At 63.8% G+C, this 24,828-nt stretch carries 20 protein-coding genes; 7 read left to right on the forward strand and 13 right to left on the reverse strand.

Features of this window, described 5'->3' with window-relative positions; all coding sequences use genetic code 11:
* The first annotated feature begins 82 nt into the window (after positions 1 to 82).
* Positions 83 to 1,351 carry a hypothetical protein gene (locus tag PBR20603_RS19695; RefSeq protein WP_150561155.1) on the forward strand — a complete coding sequence of 423 codons (1,269 nt, stop codon included), beginning with the start codon at positions 83 to 85 and terminating at the stop codon, positions 1,349 to 1,351.
* 218 nt (positions 1,352 to 1,569) lie between these two features.
* Positions 1,570 to 2,292, forward strand: coding sequence for an HAD family hydrolase (locus tag PBR20603_RS19700; RefSeq protein ID WP_150561156.1), 723 nt, complete (start codon positions 1,570 to 1,572; stop codon positions 2,290 to 2,292).
* Here PBR20603_RS19700 and PBR20603_RS19705 read toward each other — a convergent pair.
* Both PBR20603_RS19705 and PBR20603_RS19710 read right to left on the reverse strand, forming a co-directional pair.
* Positions 2,240 to 3,031 (reverse strand): AraC family transcriptional regulator, encoded by a 792-nt coding sequence (locus PBR20603_RS19705; RefSeq protein ID WP_150561157.1) that lies wholly within the window; start codon positions 3,029 to 3,031, stop codon positions 2,240 to 2,242. The genes PBR20603_RS19700 and PBR20603_RS19705 overlap by 53 nt on opposite strands.
* Positions 3,032 to 3,152: 121 nt before the next feature.
* Positions 3,153 to 3,551, reverse strand: coding sequence for a CopD family protein (locus PBR20603_RS19710; protein ID WP_150561158.1), 399 nt, complete (start codon positions 3,549 to 3,551; stop codon positions 3,153 to 3,155).
* A 149-nt stretch (positions 3,552 to 3,700) separates the two neighbouring features.
* Here PBR20603_RS19710 and PBR20603_RS19715 point away from each other — a divergent pair, with 149 nt between their 5' ends.
* Positions 3,701 to 4,009: a DUF4148 domain-containing protein gene (locus PBR20603_RS19715; protein WP_150561159.1), complete on the forward strand. Its 309-nt coding sequence runs from the start codon at positions 3,701 to 3,703 to the stop codon at positions 4,007 to 4,009.
* Between the two features lie 299 nt (positions 4,010 to 4,308).
* On the opposite strand, the gene PBR20603_RS19720 is transcribed toward PBR20603_RS19715, so the two are convergent.
* Together PBR20603_RS19720 and PBR20603_RS19725 are read right to left on the reverse strand one after the other, a co-directional pair.
* Positions 4,309 to 5,019, reverse strand: coding sequence for a dienelactone hydrolase family protein (locus PBR20603_RS19720; protein WP_150561160.1), 711 nt, complete (start codon positions 5,017 to 5,019; stop codon positions 4,309 to 4,311).
* A 275-nt stretch (positions 5,020 to 5,294) separates the two neighbouring features.
* The gene (locus tag PBR20603_RS19725; RefSeq protein ID WP_150561161.1) at positions 5,295 to 5,702 is read right to left on the reverse strand and encodes a DUF302 domain-containing protein; all 408 of its coding nucleotides are present in this window, start codon (positions 5,700 to 5,702) and stop codon (positions 5,295 to 5,297) included.
* 249 nt (positions 5,703 to 5,951) lie between these two features.
* On the opposite strand from PBR20603_RS19725, the gene PBR20603_RS19730 reads away from it, so the two are divergent.
* Complete coding sequence (locus tag PBR20603_RS19730; protein WP_150561162.1) at positions 5,952 to 6,428, forward strand: hypothetical protein; 477 nt, start codon at positions 5,952 to 5,954, stop codon at positions 6,426 to 6,428.
* Positions 6,429 to 6,451: 23 nt separating this feature from the next.
* Here PBR20603_RS19730 and PBR20603_RS19735 read toward each other — a convergent pair whose 3' ends face one another.
* Complete coding sequence (locus PBR20603_RS19735; protein WP_150561163.1) at positions 6,452 to 7,384, reverse strand: LysR family transcriptional regulator; 933 nt, start codon at positions 7,382 to 7,384, stop codon at positions 6,452 to 6,454.
* 134 nt (positions 7,385 to 7,518) lie between these two features.
* Between PBR20603_RS19735 and PBR20603_RS19740 the strand changes: the two genes are divergently transcribed.
* Positions 7,519 to 8,718 (forward strand): amino acid aminotransferase, encoded by a 1,200-nt coding sequence (locus tag PBR20603_RS19740; RefSeq protein WP_150561164.1) that lies wholly within the window; start codon positions 7,519 to 7,521, stop codon positions 8,716 to 8,718.
* A gap of 77 nt (positions 8,719 to 8,795) precedes the next feature.
* Positions 8,796 to 10,082 carry an MFS transporter gene (locus tag PBR20603_RS19745; RefSeq protein WP_150561165.1) on the forward strand — a complete coding sequence of 429 codons (1,287 nt, stop codon included), beginning with the start codon at positions 8,796 to 8,798 and terminating at the stop codon, positions 10,080 to 10,082.
* 74 nt (positions 10,083 to 10,156) lie between these two features.
* On the opposite strand, the gene PBR20603_RS19750 is transcribed toward PBR20603_RS19745, so the two are convergent.
* The 6 genes from PBR20603_RS19750 to hpaH are packed head-to-tail and all read right to left on the reverse strand — an operon-like array spanning position 10,157 to position 16,200.
* Entirely contained in the window at positions 10,157 to 11,146 is a 990-nt protein-coding gene (locus PBR20603_RS19750; RefSeq protein WP_150561166.1) for a 2-dehydropantoate 2-reductase, read from the reverse strand.
* 4 nt (positions 11,147 to 11,150) lie between these two features.
* On the reverse strand, positions 11,151 to 12,101 hold the full coding sequence (locus PBR20603_RS19755) for a fumarylacetoacetate hydrolase family protein (protein WP_150561167.1): 951 nt from the start codon (positions 12,099 to 12,101) through the stop codon (positions 11,151 to 11,153).
* Positions 12,102 to 12,113: 12 nt separating this feature from the next.
* Complete coding sequence (locus PBR20603_RS19760) at positions 12,114 to 12,977, reverse strand: DODA-type extradiol aromatic ring-opening family dioxygenase (RefSeq protein ID WP_150561168.1); 864 nt, start codon at positions 12,975 to 12,977, stop codon at positions 12,114 to 12,116.
* A 49-nt stretch (positions 12,978 to 13,026) separates the two neighbouring features.
* On the reverse strand, positions 13,027 to 14,502 hold the full coding sequence (locus PBR20603_RS19765; RefSeq protein ID WP_150561169.1) for an aldehyde dehydrogenase family protein: 1,476 nt from the start codon (positions 14,500 to 14,502) through the stop codon (positions 13,027 to 13,029).
* Positions 14,503 to 14,561: 59 nt separating this feature from the next.
* On the reverse strand, positions 14,562 to 15,347 hold the full coding sequence (gene hpaI / locus PBR20603_RS19770; RefSeq protein ID WP_150561170.1) for a 4-hydroxy-2-oxoheptanedioate aldolase: 786 nt from the start codon (positions 15,345 to 15,347) through the stop codon (positions 14,562 to 14,564).
* A gap of 43 nt (positions 15,348 to 15,390) precedes the next feature.
* Positions 15,391 to 16,200, reverse strand: a complete 810-nt coding sequence (gene hpaH / locus PBR20603_RS19775; RefSeq protein ID WP_150561171.1) for a 2-oxo-hept-4-ene-1,7-dioate hydratase — start codon at positions 16,198 to 16,200, stop codon at positions 15,391 to 15,393.
* 509 nt (positions 16,201 to 16,709) lie between these two features.
* Between hpaH and PBR20603_RS19780 the strand changes: the two genes are divergently transcribed.
* Positions 16,710 to 18,896: a TonB-dependent receptor family protein gene (locus PBR20603_RS19780; protein WP_150561172.1), complete on the forward strand. Its 2,187-nt coding sequence runs from the start codon at positions 16,710 to 16,712 to the stop codon at positions 18,894 to 18,896.
* Positions 18,897 to 18,952: 56 nt separating this feature from the next.
* On the opposite strand, the gene PBR20603_RS19785 is transcribed toward PBR20603_RS19780, so the two are convergent.
* A complete protein-coding gene (locus PBR20603_RS19785; RefSeq protein ID WP_150561173.1) occupies positions 18,953 to 20,377 on the reverse strand; it encodes a mannose-1-phosphate guanylyltransferase/mannose-6-phosphate isomerase in 1,425 nt (474 codons plus the stop codon).
* Positions 20,378 to 20,606: 229 nt separating this feature from the next.
* The gene (gene rpoC, locus PBR20603_RS19790; RefSeq protein ID WP_150561174.1) at positions 20,607 to 24,818 is read right to left on the reverse strand and encodes a DNA-directed RNA polymerase subunit beta'; all 4,212 of its coding nucleotides are present in this window, start codon (positions 24,816 to 24,818) and stop codon (positions 20,607 to 20,609) included.
* Positions 24,819 to 24,828 lie beyond the last annotated feature (10 nt).

A 24,828-nucleotide genomic window follows, 5' to 3' on the forward strand; every position in this document is an offset into this window, starting at 1 on the left:
ACGCAACAGTCTGAAGTGGCGTAGCGCCCATACTCCGGCGCATCGCGGGAACGGACCCGTGACCACAACTGGAGTGACAGCTATGCTTATGCCCCTGCTGAATTGGAATTTGGTGACGAACGCGCTCGCCATCTCACAAGGCCTGCCGCTATCTCACGTGGCGGCTCGCAAGCACGACATGATGTCGGAGCTCAGGCAAGTCGCGCTAGCGCCAGCCTCCGCCACGCAAAGTCTGGGTTATCTCCTCACGCCAACCACGTTCGACTGGTCGCAGGCGCCCACGACCCGCGCACAGGTTTTCGCAGAACGGCTGTCAGACGTGCGGCCGGTTTGCGTGAGCGGCAGCCGCAGCGAAGCCGAGCATTGTCCGCTCGATCTTCCCGCAGACACGAGCGTCGAAGTCAGCGCCAGCCGTCTGATGCTGGCGGGCTGCGAAGCCTCGCTGCCCGCCCCCGTCCGGACGGTGCTCTCAAGGCAGGGCCGCGACGCCCGCGCGCTCGAGCAGGCGTTCTCCGAGACCTTTGAGGCCGAATCGCAGGGCAAATACGCCGTGCCGTCCATTGAAGAACGCCTGACTCGGCAACTTCGCCAAATGTCGCCCGACATACAACGCATGCTGCGCCACGCCGACACCTACATTGAAGTGCCGCAGTTAGCTTTCCCGCACATGCTGACCGGCGAACCGGACGCGCAGCGCGACCACGTCCCGGGACCGCTCCCGGACGGGCGGATTCTGCGCTCGGCTGGGGAACCCGAGGTGCATGACGCCATGTTTGGCGCCTATATCCGCATACCTGTGAACGGCCGGCCCCAGACGCTGTTCATCTCGCTGGCAACACCGGTGACTGTCCAGCGGGTGTTCCAGGACACGCTCACGCACGCGCGTCGGCATGTGCCTCACCTGTTCGGCGAAGTCCCCGAGTCCTATACGGCGGCCCGCATGCAGATGCGGGCCGTGGGACCGGGCGGCGACATCGTGCGCACGCTCGCCGAGCTGCTTCATGACGGCCATCAGCGCTATGGGGGGTTCGCGCGCGGCGAGACGCGTGAGGCGCCTGCCACCGAAGCGCGTCGCCATGCCAGGCACACGCCGTGCCAACCGGACCTTGCGGCCCAGCCCTCTCCAGCGACGCAAGCGCCCCCGCACTCATCCACCGCCTCTGCTGCTTCCACCGCTTCCCCGATCGAGGGACGACAACCTCAGGCGAGCGCGGCACCGGCACAGGCCCCATCTCACGCACGCACACGGCGTGACCGGAAGCCATCCCTCGCCGAAATGCAGCAGGCGCTCGCCCAGCTTGAGCGTCTTGCCCGTGAATACGCGTCGCAGTCGCGCCCCCGTTACGGCTGATCCGACGACGCATTCCCCGGCCCGCGAAAGGCAGCCTGCGCGCCGTCTTTACGCGGGATGGCCGGGCAAACTATCCTCGAACTATCAAATCCGACAGTCTCCGTGTCGCATGCGGCGTATCCCCTGTCACTCAACGAGTTTTTTTCGTCGTCGCGAATTCGTACACTCCCTCATTTCGACGGCAAGACGTCCGTCCTGACACGAGTCCACATTCAGCCATGCAGGCGAGTTTCGAAAAAGACAGCATTCTGGTGCTCGATGTCGATGGCACTCTGACCGATTCGGTACGCATTCACCAGCGCGCGCTGCTCGGCGCGATGGAGTCGCTGGCGTTCGAAGCACTCAACACCGATTGGGGCAGCTACCCCCATCACACCGACACCGGCATTCTGATTCACGCCCACGCCGAGCACGGCCGGGCGCTGCCTCAGCCGCACGACCTGGCGCGCTTCGAGCATGAAATCGACGAGCGCTTCACCGCCCTGCTCAACGCCCACGGTCTGGCCGAAATTCCCGGTGCGCGCGCTTTTGTCGAAGCCGCTCACCGCTCGCGCTGGGGCGTGGTCTTCGCGACCGGCGGCATCCGGCAGGTCAGTCACCGCAAGCTGCGTTCGGTGGCGATCGACTACACGGACGCCATGCTCATTACCGCGTCCGAATACAGTTCACGCGAGCAGCTTGTCGCGGAGGCGATCAAGCGGGCGAAGGCGGGTTATGGCATTACCAATCCGCGCGCGATCGTCTCGATGGGCGATGGCATGTGGGATCTGAAAGTGGCACGCCAGCTCGGCATCGAGTTCATCGGCATCGGCTCGAAGCGTCTGCGCTCGCCCCTCTATGCCGAAGGCGTGCCCGTCTACGACGACATGTGGGACGCCATGCACTGGCTCACGCCAGGCCGCGGGCGCGCGTCAGGTACTCGCTTGGCGTCACGCCCATAAAGCGGCGGAACATGGTGGAGAACGCGCTCGGGGTGTCGTAACCGACTTCGAGCGCCACCTGCGTGATGGGCCGCCCCGCGCCCAGCAGCGGCAGCGCGCCAAGCAGACGCATCTGCTGACGCCACTCCCGGAACGGCACACCGAACTCCGTCATGAAGCGCCGCTCCAGCGTGCGGCTCGACGCACCGACCTCGACCGCCCAGTCCTGCAGACTGCGGGTGTCGGCCGGCGTACTCAGATAAATGTCGAAGATCTTGCGCAGACGAGCGTCGCGGGGCACCTGCAAGTGCAGCGGCGAGTCGCTCTTCCACTCGACCTCCGCGAGCAACAGTGCCATGACGAGCGCGTCGCGGCCATCGGGCGACCAGTCTTCGGGAAGCGTCATCGCGCGCAGGATCAATTCGCGCAGCAGCGCAGAAACACGGATGACCACGGGCATGTCGGGTGCCGAGATACCGCTTCGGACCACGTCGACGTAGATCGTGCGCATTTCGACCCTGCCGCGCATGCGCACTTCATGCGCGACCTCCCCCGGAATCCACAACGCGCGTTGCGGCGGTATCACCCAGAATGACGTGTCGGTGCGTACTTCGAGAATGCCGGCACTTGCATACATCAGTTGCGCACGCTGGTGGGTGTGCGCACGCACGACGAAGCCATCCGGATAATCTTTCGCCAACGCGCAGACGGGGCGGTCATGACCCTGAAATTCCAGGGGTACCGCACTTGTGATCGGCATCGGCACCAGGCCTTTCAAAGGCGTTATTTGGGACGTTTTTGGCGATGTCGCCAGCGTAACACCGGGCACGCACGCCCACCAAGCCGAATCCCTTACCGCGCCGTTGCACGGTGCGCACAGTTCAAAATGGCTTGACGATCACCAACGCCACCACCCCTGCCATCGAGAGCAGCGTGACGGGCAAGGCCCGCTGAAATAGCGCCGGCGATGTGGTGGCACCGTCACGTTCGAGCCGTCTGAGCGTGGCAGACAATCGGCCATGCAGTCCCGAGATGACCAGCACCAGCGCCAGCTTGGCCATGAGCCACGGTGCGCTCCACCAGTTCGCCATGATCGCCAGCGTGGGCCCCGTCAGCCACACCACGATCAACGCAGGCGATGCCAGTCCATAGTCCGCCCGCCGCGCAATACGCCGCCACTCCGGCTGCGCGAGGCGCCCGCCCAGCGCCATCGTCACCATTCCGGCAATGAACGTGATCACTGCCATCAGATGTACGGCCTTCATCCACAGGTAGAGCATGGGGTCTCCTTGACTATCGGTCTATTATTTCTTAACAAGAAAGAATTGCTTGTCTGAAGTCGACTTTATCGTCAGCGCGCGCATCAATACACTTCAACTGTCGACGATGAATACAACATCGCCTCTTTCAAAAGACAGGAGAAAACACCATGCAACGCGCTCTTATTACCTCTGCTCTGGTTTCCGCAATGCTGGCCGTCTCGGCCGGTTCGGCTTTCGCAAGCGACGCCTTCGACGGCCCTTCGGAATTCTCGTGGGTGCCGCAAACCAGCGCCCTGAGCCGCGCCCAGGTGCGTGAGGAACTGATCCAGGCCCAACAGGCCGGCCTCGTGGTGCAACACGACGCCGTGTATCCGAAGGCCGCCCCCAGCGCACGGCCGGTATCGGCCAGCGCCCCGGTCAAGATGGGTTCGGCCGGCGGCCAGCAACGCGCCGGCACGACCTACTTCGGTTCGTAATGTAACCCGCCGCGCCGCAAACCTCTCACAAGAGGTCGCGGCGCGGCATGCGTTCTGCGCATAACGAAGCGCCGGTATCCGCCGGCGCTCAGTGTGATCTCCGGTCGTCCCCGACCCAAGACTCCTGTCGCTGTGCGTGGTGGTTCAACGCACAGGACTTTGCCCGTCGCTCCGGCGACGGGCTTTTTTAGCGGACGTCCATCGCATTCGCGACGTCCGCAAGATGCGACATGGCGAGTCCGGAAACGAAGAAGCCCGCCAAAGCGGGCTTCTTGCCGTCTACCGCACAACGTCGAGGTCTACTTCGCCAGCGACTTCGCGAGGAATTCGAGCGCACGGCCGTGAGCCAACGCGGCCGACGGCTGGTGATACGAACCTCGCGCCCAGCAGTTGAAGCCGTGATCGGCCCCCGGATACACGAACACTTCGGTGTTCGGGCGCGACTTCACGGCATCGCTCACCGACGTCACGATATCCGGCGTGATATGGCTGTCGAGCGCGCCGTAGTGGAACTGCACCGGCACGTTCAGATTGGCCACTTCGCCCAGATAGTTGTGAATGCCGCCACCGTAGTACGGCACGGCGGCGTCGACCAGCCCGCGTGCAGCGCTCAGATACGCCAGCAGACCGCCGAAGCAATAGCCTACCGCCGCGACCTTTTCACCACGGTCGAGCTTGCCGCGCAGCGCCTTGACCGTGGCTTCGATGTCCTTCACAGCCTTCTCGACGTCGACCGACTTGCGCAGTTCCATCGCGCGCGCCCAGTCGTCGCCCGAGTAGCCAAGTTCCACGCGCGGGGCGTCGCGCCAGAAGATGTCGGGCGCAAGCACCACATAGCCGTCCATCGCGTACTGATCGGCCACGCCACGAATGTGTTCGTTCACGCCGAAGATTTCCTGCACCAGTACGACGCCCGGTGCATCTGCGGTCTTACCCGACGGCGGCAATGCCAGATAGGCATCGAAAGCGCCGTCCACGGTTTCGACACGGATCCATTGACTGTTCGACACGGGAGTTACTCCATCAAAGAAGGGGGGAAATGCCTGCGCCCGGCAGTGACTGTGCGCCCGCAAGGATGGGGCGCGGCAGCCAGAAGCGACAGCGCGCAATCGGGCCGAATCAGTATAGGCACTTTTGCGCTGCCGCACAGCGCGCGCCGAGGTCCGCCGGACAAGGCTTTGCGGCCGATGGACGGGCGCGCATCGTCACCTTGTTCAGCCGGCTCTCTTCACATCGGTGGCCGCGCGCTGCGGAACGTTTCGACGACCGAACCCGAATCGCGCGTTCACGCCGTAAGCGCGCCATCCAGCAGCTTCGCCACACCACCGAAGGCCGCCGCCTGCGACGAGCCGATGCCGTACAGCGCACTCAATGAAGGCCCGGGATTCAGAAAGTCCACACGAACATCGTCGGCAGACACCGCCCACACCATCACTTTGAGCGGCAACTCCAGCCCCGCATGGGGATTGGCCGCCATCACCGGCGTACCGCCCTTCGGGTTGCCGAAGAGCAGCAACCGCGTCGGGCGCAGTTCCAACCCGGCGGACGCGGCCGCCGCGCTCTGATCGATGTCGGCGAAGATCGTCATGCCGTGCTGCTTGAGCGCATCGATCACGCGTGTGAGCGTGGCGTAGAAGTCCACCGGGCTTCGCCATGAAGTGACGGTGGCGGGATGCACGAAATCGGTTGTCATACGGGTCTCCTCGAACGCGCAGGCCGCAGTCGACAGCAACGCCTGCGCGGAGTTTGCACGGCGACGGCGTCAGTGTAACGCCGCACGCGGCCCTTGCAACGCAGCGCCCCCCAGTCCCACTGCGCCTGGGTCGTCCTTCGTTCGGCTCGCCTTACATGCCGTTACCGTCCCCGGGCTGTGCCTCGTATGCGCGATACGCTTGCCTCAGGCGTTCGACACTCCCGCGAACGCATCTAATACGGAGTCCATATGATGAAGCTATCGATGCGCCATACCGCGAGCACGCTTGCATTCCTGCTGACCGTGACAGCCGCCGGTATCGCCACCGCAGACCCACTGCCTCCTGCCGCGCTTGCGCCAAGTGCGCCCCCCGCCGCCGATGTCCGCGAGATGCCACCGCCGCCGGGCATGGGGCCGCACTTCGGCGGCTCGGGCCCGCGTGGTCCTGCCGGCCCGGGCGGCCCCGGCTTTGCCGCCGTTCGCACCATCGAAGAAATCGCGCATCTCTACCGCGTCGGCGGCCATCCGGAGAACGTCTTGCCGTTCTATCGCGAAACGCTTTCGCAAACACGCGACCCGATGCTGCGCCACCATCTGCGCGAAGCCATCGCGCGCGAGATGTTGAAACCGGCCGACACGACGGCCGCCATCGCGACGTTGCGCGAGCAGCTGAACGAGGACCTCGCGGCGCTGCCGCCTCCCGCCTCCGACGCCAAGCGCCGCTGATCGCAAGTGCTATCGCCGTCTGTTCAAGCCGAAGGCGCCGCCATGATTCGTTCGTTCCATAGCGGCAGCCATTCCAGCAGAAACTGCGCGAATCCCTCCGTAGCGGGCGAGGCGGCGCGAGACAAGGGGCGATAGACACACACCTGCCGGATGGTCTCGGGCGCCACAACGCGCCGCATGACCAAACCGAACGGATGGGCCAGCGCCGCCACGTAGCCGGGTGTCAGCGTGGCGGCCAGCCCTTGCGCCGCGACACCGAGTGCGGTCGTCACGTTGTCGACGACATCGATGGGCGTGATACGCGCGTCGGCCGGCGCGGACAACCGCATTTGCGCGACGCTGCGTTCATGATCGCGTCCGGCGGCAACCAGTGGCGTGTCGCGCAAGTCAGCCCAACGCACACGACGACGACGGGCAAGCGGATGATCCGGTGTACACCACAACACCCACGGACTGTCGAACGCGGGCTCTCCCGCGACGTGCGCGCCGGTGGCGCGATTGGGGCCGATGGCGAGATCGAGATCGCCATTGGCGACATGATCGATGAGCGCATCGACGGGCGTATCGACCACGCGCACGACGACCTTCGGCCGCGTGGCGGCGTAAGCGCGGATGGCCGCAGGCAGGGCCATCCCGGCAAGCACAAGCGGCGCCCCCACACGCACGATGCCGGCCGCGCGGTTGCGCAGATCGTCGGCGGTCTTCTCGGCGGCCTGCACATGGCGCAGCACCGATTCGGCCGAGGCGAGGAAATCGCGCCCCGCGCTGGATAGCGCCACGCGCCGGGTAGTGCGGTCGAAGATCCGGAAACCCAGCACCGATTCGAGTTCGGCAACGAGTTGGCTCACGGCGGACGACGTGAGCCCCAGCCGTTTGCCCGCCTCCGCAAAGCTGTGCAATTCGGCGATGGCCACCAGCGCTTCGAACTGGCGGAGTGTGACGCGTGTCAGGGGCATGGCGTGTCGATTATCAAGTTTCGCTTACGAATAGACCAAAATCGATTGATTGTTCCGTAAAGGGGCCTCGCCCACAATCGATTTTCAAAATTCCCCGTCGAATCCCCATCGAATCGGTAAGGAGCGAGACCCTCATGTTTTCCCACGTCGACGCCTATCCCGGCGACCCCATCCTTGGCCTGAACGAGGCTTTCGGCCACGATCCACGACAGCACAAGGTCAATTTATCGATTGGCATCTACTTCGACGACAACGGGCGTCTGCCGGTGATGCAAGCCGTGCGCGAGGCCGAGGCCGCCGTGCTGGCGGATATCGGCCCTCGCCCCTATCTGCCGATGGCCGGCACGCCAACGTATCGCGACGCCGTGCAGGCGCTCGTCTTCGGCGACGAGAACGCCGCGCGACGCGAGCAACGCATTGCCACGTTGCAGACGCTGGGTGGTGGTGGCGCGCTGCGTGTGGGGGCTGACTTTCTCAAGCGCTACTTCCCCGAGAGCACCGTCTGGATCAGCGATCCGAGCTGGGACAACCATCGCGTGGTGTTCGAGAGCGCGGACTTTCCCGTGCAGTCTTACCCGTATTACGACGACGCCACGGGCGGGCTGCGTTTCGACGCCATGCTCGAGACGCTGGCGTCGTTGCCGCCGCGCAGCATCGTGTTGCTGCATGCCTGCTGTCACAACCCGACTGGCGTCGATCTCACGCCGGCGCAATGGCAGACGCTCGTGCCGGTGCTGCGTGAGCGCGGCCTCATTGCCTTCGTCGACATGGCGTACCAGGGCTTCGGTGACGGCCTCGAAGCCGACGCCTTCGCCGTGCGCGCGCTGACCGATGCGGGTGTCCCGACCGTGGTGGCCAATTCGTTCTCGAAGAACTTCTCGCTGTACGGCGAGCGATGCGGCGCGCTGTCGGTGGTATGCGCCACGGCGCACGAGGCGTCACGCGTGTTCGGCCAACTCACCGGCACGGTGCGCGCGAACTACAGCAATCCGCCGACGCATGGCGCGCGGCTCGTCGCACAAGTGTTGACGACGCCCGCGCTGCGGCGCGCGTGGGAAGCCGAACTGGACGGCATGCGCACGCGCATCGCCACGATGCGGGCGCAGATTCACGCGCGACTCGCGGCGCACGTGAGTGGCGAGAAACTCTCCCGCTACCTCGCGCAGCGCGGCATGTTCACGTACACGGGACTGTCGGCCGCACAGGCCGATGCGCTGCGCGAGACCCACGGCGTCTATCTGCTGCGCTCCGGGCGCATGTGTGTGGCCGGCCTGAACACGCGCAACGTCGACACCGTGGCACATGCCATCGCGCAGGTGCTCGCCCAGGGCTGAGACCGCCCGGCAGGAAGACACGGAGTGCATGCCTCCGACGAACGCATGCTCAACACATAACAACGACTGGAGACAACATGACCACTGCCACTGCCGCCGGTGCCCGCATCGGCCGCGACGCTTCCTCACACACCTGGCGCGCGGTCGTATCCGCGTCCATCGGTAACGCGCTCGAATGGTTCGATCTCGTCGTGTACGGTTTTTTCGCCGTCACCATCGCGAAGCTGTTCTTCCCCGCGCACGACGACACGACCTCCCTGCTGCTGACGCTCGGCACGTTCGGCGTGTCGTTCTTCATGCGGCCGCTGGGCGCCGTCGTGATCGGCGTATATGCCGATCGCCGGGGACGTCGCGAGGCGCTGACACTGACTATCCTGCTGATGATGGCGGGCACGGCGATCATTGCCTTCATGCCCACGTACCAGACGATTGGCGTGTTGGCGCCAATGGGCATCGTGCTGGCGCGCATGATTCAGGGCTTCTCGGCAGGCGGCGAGTTCGGCAGCGCAACGGCCTTCCTTGCCGAGCACGCACCGAAACGGCGCGGCTTTTTCGCGAGCTTTCAGGTGGCGAGTCAAGGGCTGACGACATTGCTCGCAGCCGGCTTCGGCGCGGTGCTCACAAGCACGCTCTCGCCAGAGCAGATGCAAAGCTGGGGCTGGCGCGTGCCGTTCCTGTTCGGTTTGCTGATCGGACCGGTGGCGTATTACATCCGTCGCCATGTCAGCGAGACGCCCGAGTTTCTCGAGGCCGAACCGACGCAAACGCCGCTGCGCGACACGTTCGAGCATCAGAAGATGCGCTTGCTGCTGGCTGTCGGCGCCGTGGTCGTTGCAACGGTCTCGACTTATCTCGTGCTGTACATGCCGACGTATGCGATCAAACAACTCGGGTTGCCCGCATCGGTGGCTTTCGCGGCAACGGTAGCAACGGGGATCGTGCAGATGTTCCTGTCGCCGGTCGTGGGGGCGTGGTCCGATCGTGTGGGGCGTGCAAAGCCGATGATGATCGCGGCAGCGGCATTGCTGGTGTTGATCTGGCCGATGTTCTGGCTGCTCTCGACCTACCCGAGCTTCGGCATGATGCTCGCTTTGCAGACGTTGCTTGGGGTGCTGATGACGGTGTACTTCGCACCGCTGCCGGCGCTCGCGTCGGAGATCTTCCCGGTGAAGACCCGCACGACGGGTTTGTCGCTCTCGTACAACCTGTCGGTGACGTGCTTCGGCGGCTTCGCACCGTTCATTCTGACGTGGCTGATCAACGTGACGGGCAGCAAGCTCGCACCGAGCTTCTACATGATGGCCGCTGCCGCCGTGGGCCTCGCCGCCCTGAGTCAGGTGTACCGGCATACGGGGGTGCGGTGATGCCGGGCGGCTGACCGGCCAATAAAATAAGGGGCGCCGAGGCGCCCCTTTTCTCACGTCGTCAGTCGACCGGCCTACTGCGGATATAACCCATGCACGCGCCCGAAGAGGCGCGTAAGGCCGAGCAAGGCGTCGATGTTGGGCGTGGGGACCGACACGCGCTGCCCGATCTCCCGAACCACGCTGACCAGCGCATCGAGTTCGATGGGACGCCCGGCTTCCACGTCCTGCAACATCGAGGTTTTGAACGCGCCCAGCTTCGCCGTCACCTCGTGGCGGTCTTCCGGCGACTGATCGATCGCACAGCCAATCTTCGCGCCGATAGCCGCCGCCTCGCGCATCGCCGCCGAACAGAACGTGCGCACGAGCGGATCGTCCAGTAAGCGGTCGATGGTCGCGCCCGTGATCGCCGATACCGGGTTCATCGTCAGATTCCCCCACAGCTTGTACCAGATGTCGAGACGCACGTTCTCCGACGCCTTCACATCGAATCCCGCCCGCTCGAGCCGTGCGGCGAGCCGCTGCACGCGCTCGCTCATGCCGCCGCCCGGTTCGCCGATGATGAGGCCTCGCCCCATCTTGTGATCGACCAACCCCGGCGCCGGTGTCGCGGCACTTGCATGCACCACGCAACCGATGACGCTCGCCTGCGGAATCGCGGCGCCAATCGCGCCATCCGGATCGACGCTCGTCAACGTGTCGTCGCCAAAGGGCGCCACCCCCTTGCAGAACCACCACGGCACGCCGTTCATCGCGGGCAGCACCAGCGTCTGCGGCCCGAGCAACGGTGCGACGGACGCGGCGACCTGCGTGAGCGCCGGTCCCTTCACCGCAATCACGACCAGGTCCTGAACGCCGAGTTTGGCGGCATCCTCCAACGGATGTGCCGCCGCGACCGGCGCCGCCGTCAACGTCTCGCCTTGCTTCACTCGCCAGCCGCGCTCACGCAGCGCCGCCAGCGTCGCGCCGCGCGCCAGCGCACTGACCTGCGCGTCCCCCGTTGCGGCGAGCTTCAAACCGAGCAAGCCACCGATGGCGCCCGCGCCAATGATCGTCACCTTCATTCCTTCACTCCTGTCGATGGGCCGCGAGGCGATAGTTTTCCTTGAATCGCTCCGGCACACGTTCGTCAAAACCCAGCGCCACCCGGCGCACTTCCGGACTGTCGCCCGGCGCATGCCCCACACCGAGCGCCGCCGCGCGCGGCGCATCGATACGCACGACCATGCCGCAGAGCCGGCCGAGGCCGGTGATCTCGCACTCCACGAAATCACCGGCCTCCACGGAGCGCGAATGACAGGGCGTGCCCATCAGAATCACGTCGCCCGGCATCAATGTGATATGCCGCGCAAGATCCGCGATCACGTAATGCGGGCCCCAGATCGTCTCGTCGCCGATGTGCGCTTCCTGCACGACACGTCCATTGCGATAGGTGCGCAAGGTCTGCTCGAACAAATTGACGCCGCGCACGATGCCCGGTCCGATGGGCAACAGCGTGTCCGCCCCCTTCACACGCAGCATCGACCCCTGATCCGTATCGCGAAAGTCCTGCAAGCCCATATCCAGCGCCGGGCAGAACCCTTCGATGTAATCCCACGCCTCGTCAGGCAACACATTCCGGCACGTGCGCCCGATCACCACGGCGTACTCACCCTCATAGTTCAGATATCGGCAATCCGCCGGCTTGAGGATCTGCCCGCCGTGTCCGTTGAGCGACGTTGGAGGCTTCGTAAAGTACGTCGGCGTGTCGGTCGGCTTCGGCTTGTTGCGCGTCTCCATGCTACGCGAGCGATACGAGATATGCACGGCGATGATTTTTGACGGATCCACCGGAGGCAGATGCGCCACCGTCTGCGGATCGACCATGCGACCGTCATCGAGCCGCAGCAGTCCACGCTCGTTGCCTTGCTCGATGATCGTGCCCCAGAACGCACTGCCGCCCAACAAAATGCGACGGCGTTCGACGCGCGGGCCGCACATCACGGCCGGCAATTCTCGTAGTGGAAATTCGAAGTTCATGGTCTCGCCTTGTCAGAGGGTGTCGAACCAGATATGCACATTGCCGGTGCCGCGCGCGTTCTCGTACTCTGATAACACCGTGCCCGCGTGACGGCACGCCGCGCCGCCCAGCGCGCCGACCATCTGCAAATAGTGCGCCCCGTGCGCCTCCCACGGCCGCTTGCGGTAATCGTCGTCCCAATCCGCCAGAATCTGGTCGTGACGCCCTTCCCGGAATGCCTCGATCGCCCGTTTGTCGCTCTCGATGTTCTCCGGACGCGACACATTGCTCTCGTGGAAGATGCGCGGATGATTGGGCTTCCAGTCAATGCCGTTGAACCTGTGACTCAACGCCCCCGACGCCAGCATCACCACGCGCAGATCGCTGCGGCGAATCGCCTCGCCGATCACTTCGCCCGACTGCAGGAAGTGTGGCGTCTCGCAGTTCTGGCACGAACTCACGGTGACGATCGGCCACGCGTCGAGCCGCATTTGCTTGATGACGTTGATCGTCGGGTAGTGACGCGGCAGATCGGGATGCTGCACGGCACGCGCACGCACGCCACGCTCGCGCGCGACGGCTTCGACGCCCAGCGCCAGCGCTGGATGCCCACGATAGTCATACGGCACGCCGTGCAGGTACCAGGGCATTTCATCGGAGATATACATGCCCGAGTAGTGCGCCCCGCCATCGATGAGGTGATAGCCCGTCGTGAACCAGTGAGAGTCGAAGATCACGATGACGTCCGGACGGGCCGCCGCGATACGCTCACGCACCCGCGCATAGCCGGGGATCAGGTCCGAATCCGCGCCCGCGCCCTGCAACACGCGAAACTCCTCACACTGCATCAGGCCGGGGTGATGCGACACCAGTGCCGCGCCGACGATCTGTCCCATGTTGCTCTCCTCTGTTCTCATCTCGTTGTCATGTCGCCGCGCTGACGCATCAGCGATGGCTGAAGCTCGCCTTGAACGGCTGCTTGGGCACGACGACATCCTTCACGTCGCAAAAGAATTCGAAACTCCAGTCGCCGCCTTCGCGGCCAATGCCCGAGCGCTTGATGCCGCCGAACGGGGCGGCCAGGTCGCGAATGCCGAAGCTGTTGATCCAGATGAAGCCGGTGCGTACGCGCTGCGCCACCGCGATGGCATGCGCCTCGTCGCCATAGCAGACGCCACCCAGTCCGTAGTCCGTGCCGTTGGCCATGGCCACGACCTCGTCGTCGTCTCCGAACGTTTGCAGCGTGAGCACTGGCCCGAAGACTTCCTGTTGCACGATCTCGTCGCCCTGACGCAGGCCAGTGAGTAGCGTCGGCGCGAAGTACTGCGCACCGAACGCATGCCGCGTGCCGCCCCACAGCACGCGGGCTCCGGCCGCTACGGCACGCTCGACGAAACCCTGCACGCGCTCGAGTTGACGCATGTGAATAATCGGGCCGATCTCGGTCGCCGCGTCGCGCGGATCGCCCACGACCAGCCGCTCGACCTGCGCGCGCAGTTTCTCGGCGAATGCAGACGCCACATCGGCATGCACAAGCAAACGCGTGCCCGCCAGGCACACCTGCCCGGCATTGCGATACATCAGCGCGGCGGTCGCGGCGGCAGCGTCGAGATCGGCATCCGCCAGCACAATGAAGGCCGACTTGCCGCCCAGTTCCAGACTGCAAGGCACGAGGTTCTCCGCCGCCGTCTTCGCAATCCACTTGGCCGTCGCCACCGATCCGGTAAACGAAATGCGCGCGAGCCGCGCGTCGCTCACGAGCGCGGCCCCCGTTTGCGCACCCGTGCCTTGCAGCAGATTGAACACGCCCCGGGGTAACCCCGCCTCGTGAGCGCAGTCGGCGAGCAGCGAGGAAGTGAGCGGCGCCCACTCCGGCGCCTTCAACACCACCGTGTTGCCAGACGCGAGCGCCGGGCCGATCTTCCACGTCGCGAGCATCAGCGGCGAATTCCACGGGGTGATCACCGCGACGACGCCTGCCGGGTCGTGCCGCACGAGGTGACGCGCCTGCGGCGTCTCGATCACGCGGTCCTGCAAGGTCAGGGCATGTTCGGCGAACCATGTGATGTTTTGCATGGCGCGCGGCACCACGCCGTGCGCCATGCGCGAGCGCAATACGCCGGCGTCGGAACTCTCCAGCGTTGCGAAGGCATCGGCGCGGCGTCCGATCGCTTCGGCGAATCGCTGAAGATACGGCTGACGCCCTGCCGCACCCAGCGCTGCCCACGCCGGAAACGCCTGGGCCGCCGACGCGACCGCCGCTTCGACGTGCGCCAGACTGCCGCTGGCGATGTCGCCAAGCCGGGTCTGGTCGATGGGCGAAACACACGCGAAGGTGTCGTCGGACGCCACACGGCGGCCATCGATATAGTGGTCGGGCGAAACCGATACGCCTGCGACGTCAAAACGGGGAGCACTCATGCCATGTCTCCAGGGGAATGTTTGGGGGATGCGTGGGGGCGCGGCGTGCTTCGCGCCGTTCAGCGCGTCTGGCCGTTGCCGATGGTGAATTTCGCGGCAAGCGAACGGCTCGCACTCGCGAGCAAGGTGGTGTCGATACCCACGGCGATGAAGGTCACGCCCAGGTCGAGGTAGTGATGGGCAAGCGCCTCGTCCACACAGAGAATGCCGGCCGCCTTGCCCGCACGGCGGATACGCGCGATGCCGTCTTCGATGGCCTTGCGCACCTCGGGGTGCGTTGCCTGACCGAGATAGCCCATCGATGCGGCGAGGTCAGCCGGGCCGATAAACACGCCGTCGACGCCATCGACGGCAGCAATATCGTCGACCTGTGCCAACGCATCGGCCGTCTCCACTTGTGCGAGCAGACAGGTTGTCTCGTTCGCCGCGTGCAGATAGTTCTCGTAGCGATTCCACCGCGACGAGCGCGCCAGTCCGCTGCCAACGCCGCGTGTGCCCTGCGGCGGATAGCGCATGGCGCTGACGAGCGCCCGCGCCATAGCCGCAGATTCGACCATCGGCACGAGCAGCGTCGTCGCACCAATCTCCAGCACCTGCTTGATAAGTGTTGCGTCACCCTGCGGCAACCTCACGACGGGATGCGTCGGATACGGCGCCACCGCCTGCAGCGTCGCTAACATCGTGCGCAGATCGTTCGGCGCATGCTCGCCATCGATCACCAGCCAGTCGAAGCCGCTGCCCGCGCACAACTCGGCGGCATACGGCGTGGCGAGCCCCAGCCACAGACCGACCTGGCGCTCGCCGCGTGCGATTGCCTGCTTGAAAATATTCGGGGGTGTTTTCATGACATCGGCTCCAGTAAGGTGCGGATGGGGGCGGATCGCCCCCTCAGACAAAGCGCACGCCAATGGCGCCGAGCGAGCCGTAATCGGCATGGAAGACGTCGCCTGCGGCGCACGCCACAGGCCGCGTGAACGACCCCGCCAGCACGATTTCGCCCGCCTGCAATCCTTCGTCGAAGGCGCCCAGCTTGTTGGCCAGCCACGCAATGCCGTTGCCGGGGTGATTGAGTACGGCCGCACTCAGGCCCGACTCTTCGATCACGCCGTTGCGATAGAGCAGCGCGCCCGTCCAGCGCAGATCGACGGCGTCCGGCTTCACGGGACGCCCGCCAAGAATCACCGCCGCATTGGCGGCGTTATCGGCAATCGTGTCGAAGACCTTGCGCGGCGCTTTCGTGTCGCGGTCGAACAGCTCGATGCGGCCATCGATCAACTCGAGCGCCGGCGTTACCCACGCGGTGGCGTCGAGCACGTCGAACAGCGTGACGCCGGGCCCCTTGAGCGGCTTGGCCAGAATGAACGCCAACTCCACCTCGAGACGCGGCACGATGAAGCGCGAGGCCTCGAGCGTCGCACCGTCGGCGACGAGCATGTCGTCGAGCAGCGTGCCGTGATCGGGTTCGGTGATCTGGGCCGCGACCTGCATGGCGCGCGACGTCAGACCGATCTTGTGCCCGATCATGCGACGGCCCTGCGCGTACTTCAGCGCCAGCCACGCCTGCGAAATCGCATAGCTGTCGGCAATCGTCATGTCGGGATAGCGACGGGAAAACTGCATGACCGGCGTGCGGCTGCGTTCGGCGTCGTGCAACTCGCGGGCAAGGGCCTGATGGGTCGAGGTGTCGAGCTTCGGCATCGCGTTGTCTCCATAGCGCCGCCCGGCGCAGGCGACGTGTTCTTGTAGGTCGATAGGCGCTATTCTTGCGGCCGCCCGCGCTGCGGACAATCAATCGATTTTGGGCGATTGATAAGCAAAACTGGATAATCCGACGTCGCCTGACGTCACCCGATCCGCGCGGGAATGTCCCTACTGTCGCAAGGTCGCCACAACTTCAACTCTCCGTTGCGTCATGTTCGGCAACACCAATCACCCGCGATTTTTTACCCATCGCACCGCCATCTAACGGCTTTCGTCAATAACACCGGCCTTTCTCACTTATTTTCCACGCGCTCCCGGTCCGCACGAGACATGAGTGACGCGAGTTAATGGCCTCCAATTAAAAATGAGAGTGATTTGCATTTATAATCCGCATCGCTTTATTACCGCGCATTACGCACATTACGCACAACGATCCGCACGCCGCTGCCTCTGTTTCTGCCAGCGGCCACGCTCGTCACACACTGCAGTCACGAAGGTCCGTCAAGATGAAGATGCCAGTCAGTCGCCGTGCACACGCGGCAGTCAACGCCGCCGCCAAGGGTAGCGCCGCCGGCCTCACCCGAGCCAATCGTCACACCTCCCATTCCCGTCTGCCCCGTGCGACCGCCTGCGCCGCCGCGTTGTTCATGGCAACGCTCGGCACCACGCACGCGCAACAGGCCGCCACGGCGACCGAGTCCAGGGCCGATGTCGAACTCGGTGCGGTCAATGTGTCGGGCGACTGGCTCGGCACGGGCCTCGACAACAGCGCGAAGACATTCCCCGGTGCCCGCACGGTCGTGAAGAAGGAGCAGATTGAAGCGTCCGGCGCGACCAGCATCGGCGATGTCATGCGTCGCATTCCGGGCGTACAGGCCACGGACAATTCGAGCACTGCGGGTAGCGCAATTTCGCTGAACATCGGGGTACGCGGCCTCACGGGGCGTTTCACGCCGCGCTCGACGGTGCTGCTCGACGGCATTCCGATGGCAGTGGCCCCCTATGGCCAGCCGCAGTTGTCGTTCGCCCCGGTGAGTCTCTTCAACGTCGAGAGTATCGACGTGGTACGCAGCGGTGGCGCCGTGCGCTATGGCCCGCAGAACGTGGGGGGCGTGATCAACTTCAAGACCCGCTCGATTCCGAACACGCCGGGGTTGAGCGCCGACGCGACGGTGCGTGAAAACATCTACACGGCAGGCGGCGGCGCGAACACGCAATACGGTCTGTTTCTGGGCACGCAGATGGACAACGGCCTGGGCCTCGCGCTGCTGTACTCGGGCATGGTCGGGCGCGACTGGCGCAAGGGGAGTGATGAGCGCGTGAACGACCTCGCGCTGAAATGGCGCTACGACATCACGCCGAGCCAGCAGGTGTACGGCAAGATCTCCTACTACGACGTGAAGTCCAGGACGCCCGGCGGCCTGAGCGTCGCGCAGTACAATGCCGATCCGTTCCAGAACACGCGTCCGAACGATTATTGGAGCGGCAATCGCACCGGTCTCGACTTCGGCTACCTGAACACGATCTCCGAGACGCAGGAATTCGAAGTCCGCACGTTCTATAACGAGAGCTACCGCCAGAGCACGCTGGTCAACTCGACCTTCACGCAGACCACGCACCAGCCGCGCAATTATCAGACGTTCGGCGTCGAGCCGCGCTTCACGCAGCGCCTGTTCGCCGGCCCGACGGCGCATGACGTGACCGTCGGCTACCGCTACGTTCACGAGCGCGGCGACGACAACAACTGGAGCACGACGCTCGCCACCGGCCGCAACTCGGCCACGCAGACTTTCAACAATTTCACGAGCGCGAACGCGTTCTACATCGACGATCGCATGGCGTGGGGCAAATGGCGATTCACGCCGGGCGTGCGCTACGAAATCATCAGTTCGCAACGCGTGGACAACGCGTCAGGCGCGACCTATCGCACGGACAACAACAAGGCGCTGCCGTCGGTCAACCTGTCGTATCTCGTGAACGACGCGTGGACGGTGTTCGCGGACTACAGCACGTCGTTCGGCCCGGTGCAGAACACGCAGTTGAACTCGATGTCGGCCGCAAATCCGCTGGTGCCCGAGCTTGCGCGCACGTATGAAATCGGCACGCGCTGGACGGACAAGCGCTGGAAGGCCGAACTGACCGCGTTCAAGATGAAATTCGACAACCAGATTCTGCAGGTGGCCGGCACGAATCCGCCCGTCTTCCAGAACATCGGCGCGACGAACCACGACGGTATCGAAACCGCGATCGACTACACCTTCGATCGCGACAGCGTTCTGCGCGGGCTGAACGTGTATGCGAACTTCACGTACACGCGTGCGATCCAGAAGTCGGGCACGACCGCCGGCCTCGACGTGCCGTTCTACTCGCGCTTCACCGACACGCTCGGCGCGCGATATGAGATCGGTCAGTGGACACTCAACGTCTCGACCACCCACCAAAGCTCGCAGTACTCGGATCTGGCGAACACCGAGGCGGAACCGGCCGACGGCAGCAATGGCAAGGTGCCGGGCTTCCGTGTGTGGAATCTGCAAGCCATGTACAAGATCCCGGGCTACAAGAACGCCGATGTCACCGTGGGTCTGAACAACGTCTTCGACAAGCGCTTCTATACGCGCAACGTCGACAACAACGCGGGCCGCATGGTCGGCGCGCCGCGCATGGTCTACGTGCAAGGGCACTTCGGGTTCTGAGTTTCAACCGCGGGCCACTGCCCGCGGTCGCCCCCGACTTGCGCTGACTTCGTCACTTACTTCGATCGACCGTAGTCGTCCTGAAAACGGACGATATCGTCTTCGCCCAAATACGCCCCCGATTGCACCTCGATCAGTTCCAGCGGCACCTTGCCGGGATTCTCGAGCCGGTGAGTCGTGCCGAGCGGGATGTAGGTGGATTGATTTTCGGTAAGCAGCATCGTCTCGTCGCCGTGTGTCACTCTCGCAGTGCCCTTCACCACGATCCAATGTTCGGACCGATGGAAATGCATCTGCAGGCTCAGTGATGCCCCCGGCTTCACGACGATCTTCTTCACCTGGAAGCGCTCACCCACGCAGATCCCTTCGTAGTCGCCCCATGGCCGGAAAACCCGCTGGTGAAACACCGACTCGGTGCGGCCTTCGGCGATGAGCGTCTCGACCACCCGTTTCACGTCCTGCACGTGATCCTTCGAGGTCACCAGCACTACATCCGGCGTCTCGACAATCACAAGGTTCTCCACGCCAATCGCTGCGACCAGCCGGCTCTCGCTGCGCACATAGCTGCCCTTGACGCCATGCGCCACGACATCGCCGAGCAGGCTATTGCCGTTCTCGTCGCGCTCGGCAATCTCTGCGACCGCCGACCACGAGCCGATGTCGTTCCATCCGAGTCCGTCGGCATCGACCACCGCCACCCGGTGCGCCTTCTCCATGACCGCGTAATCGATGGAGTCCGACGGGCAGGCCTCCAGACTTGCCTGATCGAGGCGGAAGAAGTCGATGTCGACCGCGCCGCGCTTGACGGCCTCCTTCACCTGCGTGAGCATCTCCGGCGCCAGCCGTTCGAGTTCGTCCAGATATGCCGCCGCCTTGAACAGGAACATGCCGCTGTTCCAATAGCAGTTGCCCGCGGCAATCAGCGACGCCGCCGTGCTGGCGTCGGGCTTCTCGACATACTGATCGACATGGAAACCGCTGGCACACACTTCGGTAGCGTCGCCCCGGCGGATATAGCCGTAGCCGGTATGCGGCGACGTCGGGGGAATGCCGAACGTCACAAGATACCCGTCGTTGACGAGCGTTCGGGCCGCACGCACCGCTTCAAGGAATTTTGACTCATGTGCAATGGCGTGATCCGAGGGGAGCACCAGCAGCGTTGCGTCGGGGTCCTGACGCAGCGCGATCAGCGCCGCAGCGGCGACCGCCGGTGCGGTATTGCGAGCCACGGGTTCGAGCACGATGGCACTCGGTTTCGTATCGATAGCGCGCAACTGCTCGGCCACGAGAAACCGCTGCTCGTTGTTCGAGATAATCAACGGAGCGGCAACGCCCTCGAGCGCGCCGATCCGCTTGACTGTCTGCTGCAACAAGGTGTCTGCGCCGTTGAGCGAGAGATACTGCTTAGGGTAGCTCGCTCGCGACAGCGGCCATAAGCGTGTACCGCTGCCACCACACAGAATTACAGGAGTTATCGACATATTCCGGTTCGTAGGACGCGACGCGACATCGCCTTTATGGAGCAAAAATTATATCGTCATTTCAGGGACTTAAATCCGCGCGGTGTGACAGCTCACCAACGGGCCTCGAAATACTGATTCGCAGAGCGAATGACCACAAAAAAAACGGCACCCTGCAAAGGGTGCCGTTTCTGCAACGACTTCGTGTTCAGGTTGGCAGCGCCCGCTTTCGCTAGCGCCGCCTTCCTGATTACTCTGCCGTAGGCGCTTCCACCGAGCTCGGCATCGGGGCAAACGCTTCTTCCAGAGCGATCTGGTCGTGACGCTCGCGATCCGACGTCTCGCGGGCCTTGCGGGCCTTGTGATACGCCAGACCCGTACCTGCCGGGATCAGTCGGCCGACGATAACGTTTTCCTTCAGGCCACGCAGGTCGTCCTTCTTGCCCATGATGGCGGCTTCGGTCAACACGCGCGTCGTTTCCTGGAACGATGCCGCCGAGATGAACGAATCCGTCGACAGCGACGCCTTCGTAATACCCAGCAACACGTTCTCGTACTGCGCCGGACGCTTGTCTGCGGCGTTCATCGCGTCGTTCTCGTCGAGCATGTCCGAACGCTCGACCTGTTCGCCGGTGATGAAGCGCGTATCGCCCGAATCGACGATCTGCACACGACGCAGCATCTGGCGAACGATCACCTCGATGTGCTTGTCGTTGATCTTCACACCCTGCAAACGGTACACGTCCTGAACTTCGTCGACGATGTAACGGGCCAGCGCCTCGATACCCTGCAGACGCAGGATGTCGTGCGGGTCGGCCGGGCCGTCCACGATCATTTCGCCCTTGTTCACCACCTGACCGTCGTGCACCAGCACCTGCTTTTCCTTCGGAATCAGGAATTCGTGCTGGTTGCCGTCCAGATCGGTAATGACCAGACGCTGTTTGCCCTTCGTGTCCTTACCGAACGACGTGGTCCCCGTGACTTCGGCCAGAATGCCGGCGTCCTTCGGTGCACGCGCTTCGAACAGCTCGGCCACACGCGGCAGACCCCCGGTAATATCGCGAGTCTTCTGCGCTTCGGTCGGGATACGTGCGAGCACTTCGCCCACCGGCACGTGCTGACCGTCCTTGATGGTGATCAGTGCGCCCACCTGGAAGCCGATCGTCACAGCGTGATCGGTACCCGGGATCTTCACTTCCACACCATTCTCGTCGAGCAGCTTGACCTGCGGACGCACGTTCTTCGACGCCGGACCACGACGCTTCGGATCGATCACGACCAGCGTGGACAGACCCGTCACATCGTCGATCTGCTTGGCAACCGTGACACCTTCCTCGACGTTCTCGAACTTGGCGAAACCGCCGTGTTCGGTAATGATCGGGCGCGTCAGCGGATCCCACGTTCCCAGTTGGGCACCGGCCTTGACCTGTGCGCCATCCAGTTGCAGCAGCGTGGCGCCATACGGCACCTTGTGACGCTCGCGCTCGCGGCCATGATCGTCCGTGATCAGGATTTCGCCCGAACGGGAGATCGCGATCTGCTCGCCACGGCCATTCGTCACGTAACGCATGGTCGCCGTGAAGCGAACCGTACCGTTCGACTTGGCTTCGATCGACGAGGCCACTGCCGCACGCGATGCCGCACCACCGATGTGGAACGTACGCATCGTCAGCTGCGTGCCCGGTTCACCGATCGACTGTGCTGCGATCACGCCGACAGCTTCGCCGACGTTCACGCGCGAACCACGACCCAGGTCGCGGCCGTAGCAGGCTGCGCACAGGCCGTAACGCGTATCGCAGGTCAGCGGCGTGCGCACGCGCACTTCGTCGATGCCCAGCGTTTCGATCATCTCGACGACGTCTTCGTCGAGCAGCGTGCCGGCCTCATACACCGTCTCTTGCGTTTCCGGATTCACGACATCAGCCACTGCCACGCGACCCAGGATACGGTCACGCAGGGCTTCGACCACTTCGCCGCCCTCGACCAGCGCCTTCATCGCCACGCCGTTGCTCGTGCCGCAATCGTCTTCGACCACGACCAGATCCTGCGTCACGTCGACCAGACGACGCGTCAGGTAACCCGAGTTTGCCGTCTTCAGTGCCGTATCGGCCAGACCCTTACGTGCACCGTGGGTCGAGATGAAGTACTGCAACACGTTCAGGCCTTCGCGGAAGTTCGCGGTAATCGGCGTCTCGATAATCGAGCCATCCGGCTTGGCCATCAGGCCACGCATACCGGCGAGCTGGCGAATCTGGGCGCTCGAACCGCGAGCACCGGAGTCGGCCATCATGTAAATCGAGTTGAACGACTCCTGATCCACGATGTTGCCATCGCGATCGGTCGTCTTTTCTTTCGAGAGCTGCTCCATCATCGCCTTACCCACGGCGTCACCGGTAGCCCCCCAAATGTCCACGACGTTGTTGTAACGCTCTTGCGCCGTGACCAGACCCGACATGTACTGACGGTCGTATTCCTTGACCTTCTTCGACGCTTCGCCGATCAGCTCTTCCTTCTTCGTCGGCACGAGCATGTCGTCGACGCAGATCGAGATACCGGCACGCGTTGCCAGGCGGAAGCCCGACTGCATCAGCTTGTCGACGAAGATCACCGTCTCGCGCAGACCGCAGCGGCGGAACGCCGTGTTGATCAGCTTCGAGATTTCCTTCTTCTTGAGCGACTTGTTCAGCACCGAGAACGGCAGCCCCGGCGGCAGAATTTCCGACAGGATCGCGCGGCCGACAGTCGTCGGGTACAGCGTGATCTTCGGCGTCTTTTCGCCCGTTTCCGGATCGACCGTGTACTCCGTGATACGCACGTTCACGCGCGAAGCCAGTTCGACTTCCTTGTTGTCGTACGCACGCAGCACTTCCGAGACGTCGATGAACGACAGGCCTTCGCCGCGGCCGTTGATCTTGTCACGCGTCGCGTAGTACAGACCCAGCACGATATCCTGTGACGGCACGATCGACGGATCGCCGTTAGCCGGGAACAACACGTTGTTCGAGGCCAGCATCAGGGTACGCGCTTCCATCTGCGCTTCGAGCGACAGCGGCACGTGAACGGCCATCTGGTCACCGTCGAAGTCGGCGTTGAACGCCGCGCAAACCAGCGGGTGAAGCTGAATTGCCTTGCCTTCGATCAGCACCGGCTCGAACGCCTGAATACCCAGGCGGTGCAGCGTCGGTGCGCGGTTGAGCATGATCGGGTGCTCGCGGATCACCTCTTCAAGGATGTCCCACACCACGGCCGTCTGGTTCTCGACTTCCTTCTTCGCAGCCTTGATGGTCGTGGCCACGCCCATCACTTCCAGCTTGTGGAAGATGAACGGCTTGAAGAGTTCGAGCGCCATCAGCTTCGGCAGACCGCACTGATGCAGCTTGAGCGTCGGGCCCACGGTAATCACCGAACGGCCCGAGTAGTCAACGCGCTTACCCAGCAGGTTCTGACGGAAACGACCGCTCTTACCCTTGATCATGTCGGCCAGCGACTTGAGCGGGCGCTTGTTCGCACCGGTCATCGCCTTGCCGCGACGGCCGTTATCGAGCAGCGAGTCCACAGACTCTTGCAGCATGCGCTTTTCGTTGCGCACGATGATGTCCGGGGCCTTCAGCTCGAGCAGACGCTTCAGACGGTTGTTACGGTTGATGACGCGGCGATACAGATCGTTCAGGTCCGAGGTCGCGAAGCGGCCACCGTCGAGCGGCACCAGCGGACGCAGCTCGGGCGGGAGCACCGGCAGCACTTCGAGCACCATCCACTCGGGCTTGATGCCCGAGCGCTGGAAGGCCTCGAGCACCTTCAGGCGCTTGGCGTACTTCTTGATCTTGGCTTCCGAGCCCGTAGCTTGCAGCTCGGCGCGCAGATGCTCGACCTGCTGGTCGATGTCGATCGAGCGCAGCAACTCGCGCACGCCTTCCGCGCCCATCTCGGCACGGAATTCGTCGCCGTATTCCTCGACCTTGTTGTAGTAATCCTCTTCCGTCATGATCTGGCAACGCTTGAGCGGCGTCATGCCAGGTTCGAGGACCACATAGGCTTCGAAGTACAGCACGCGTTCGATGTCGCGCAGCGTCATGTCGAGCACCATGCCCAGACGCGACGGGAGCGACTTCAGGAACCAGATGTGCGCGACCGGCGAGGCCAGCTCAATGTGGCCCATGCGCTCACGACGCACCTTCGCCAGCGTGACTTCCACGCCGCACTTCTCGCAGATCACGCCACGGTGCTTCAGGCGCTTGTACTTGCCGCAAAGGCATTCGTAGTCCTTGATCGGACCGAAGATCTTTGCGCAGAACAGACCGTCACGCTCGGGCTTGAAAGTCCGGTAGTTGATCGTCTCCGGCTTCTTCACTTCGCCGAACGACCACGAGCGGATCTTGTCCGGCGAAGCCAGACCGATCTTGATCGCGTCGAACTGTTCGTCCTGCTGGACTTGCTTGAATAGATCGAGCAAAGCTTTCATTGCTTTCTCC

The organism is Pandoraea bronchicola (assembly GCF_902459805.1).
In the GTDB taxonomy this organism is placed as follows: domain Bacteria; phylum Pseudomonadota; class Gammaproteobacteria; order Burkholderiales; family Burkholderiaceae; genus Pandoraea; species Pandoraea bronchicola.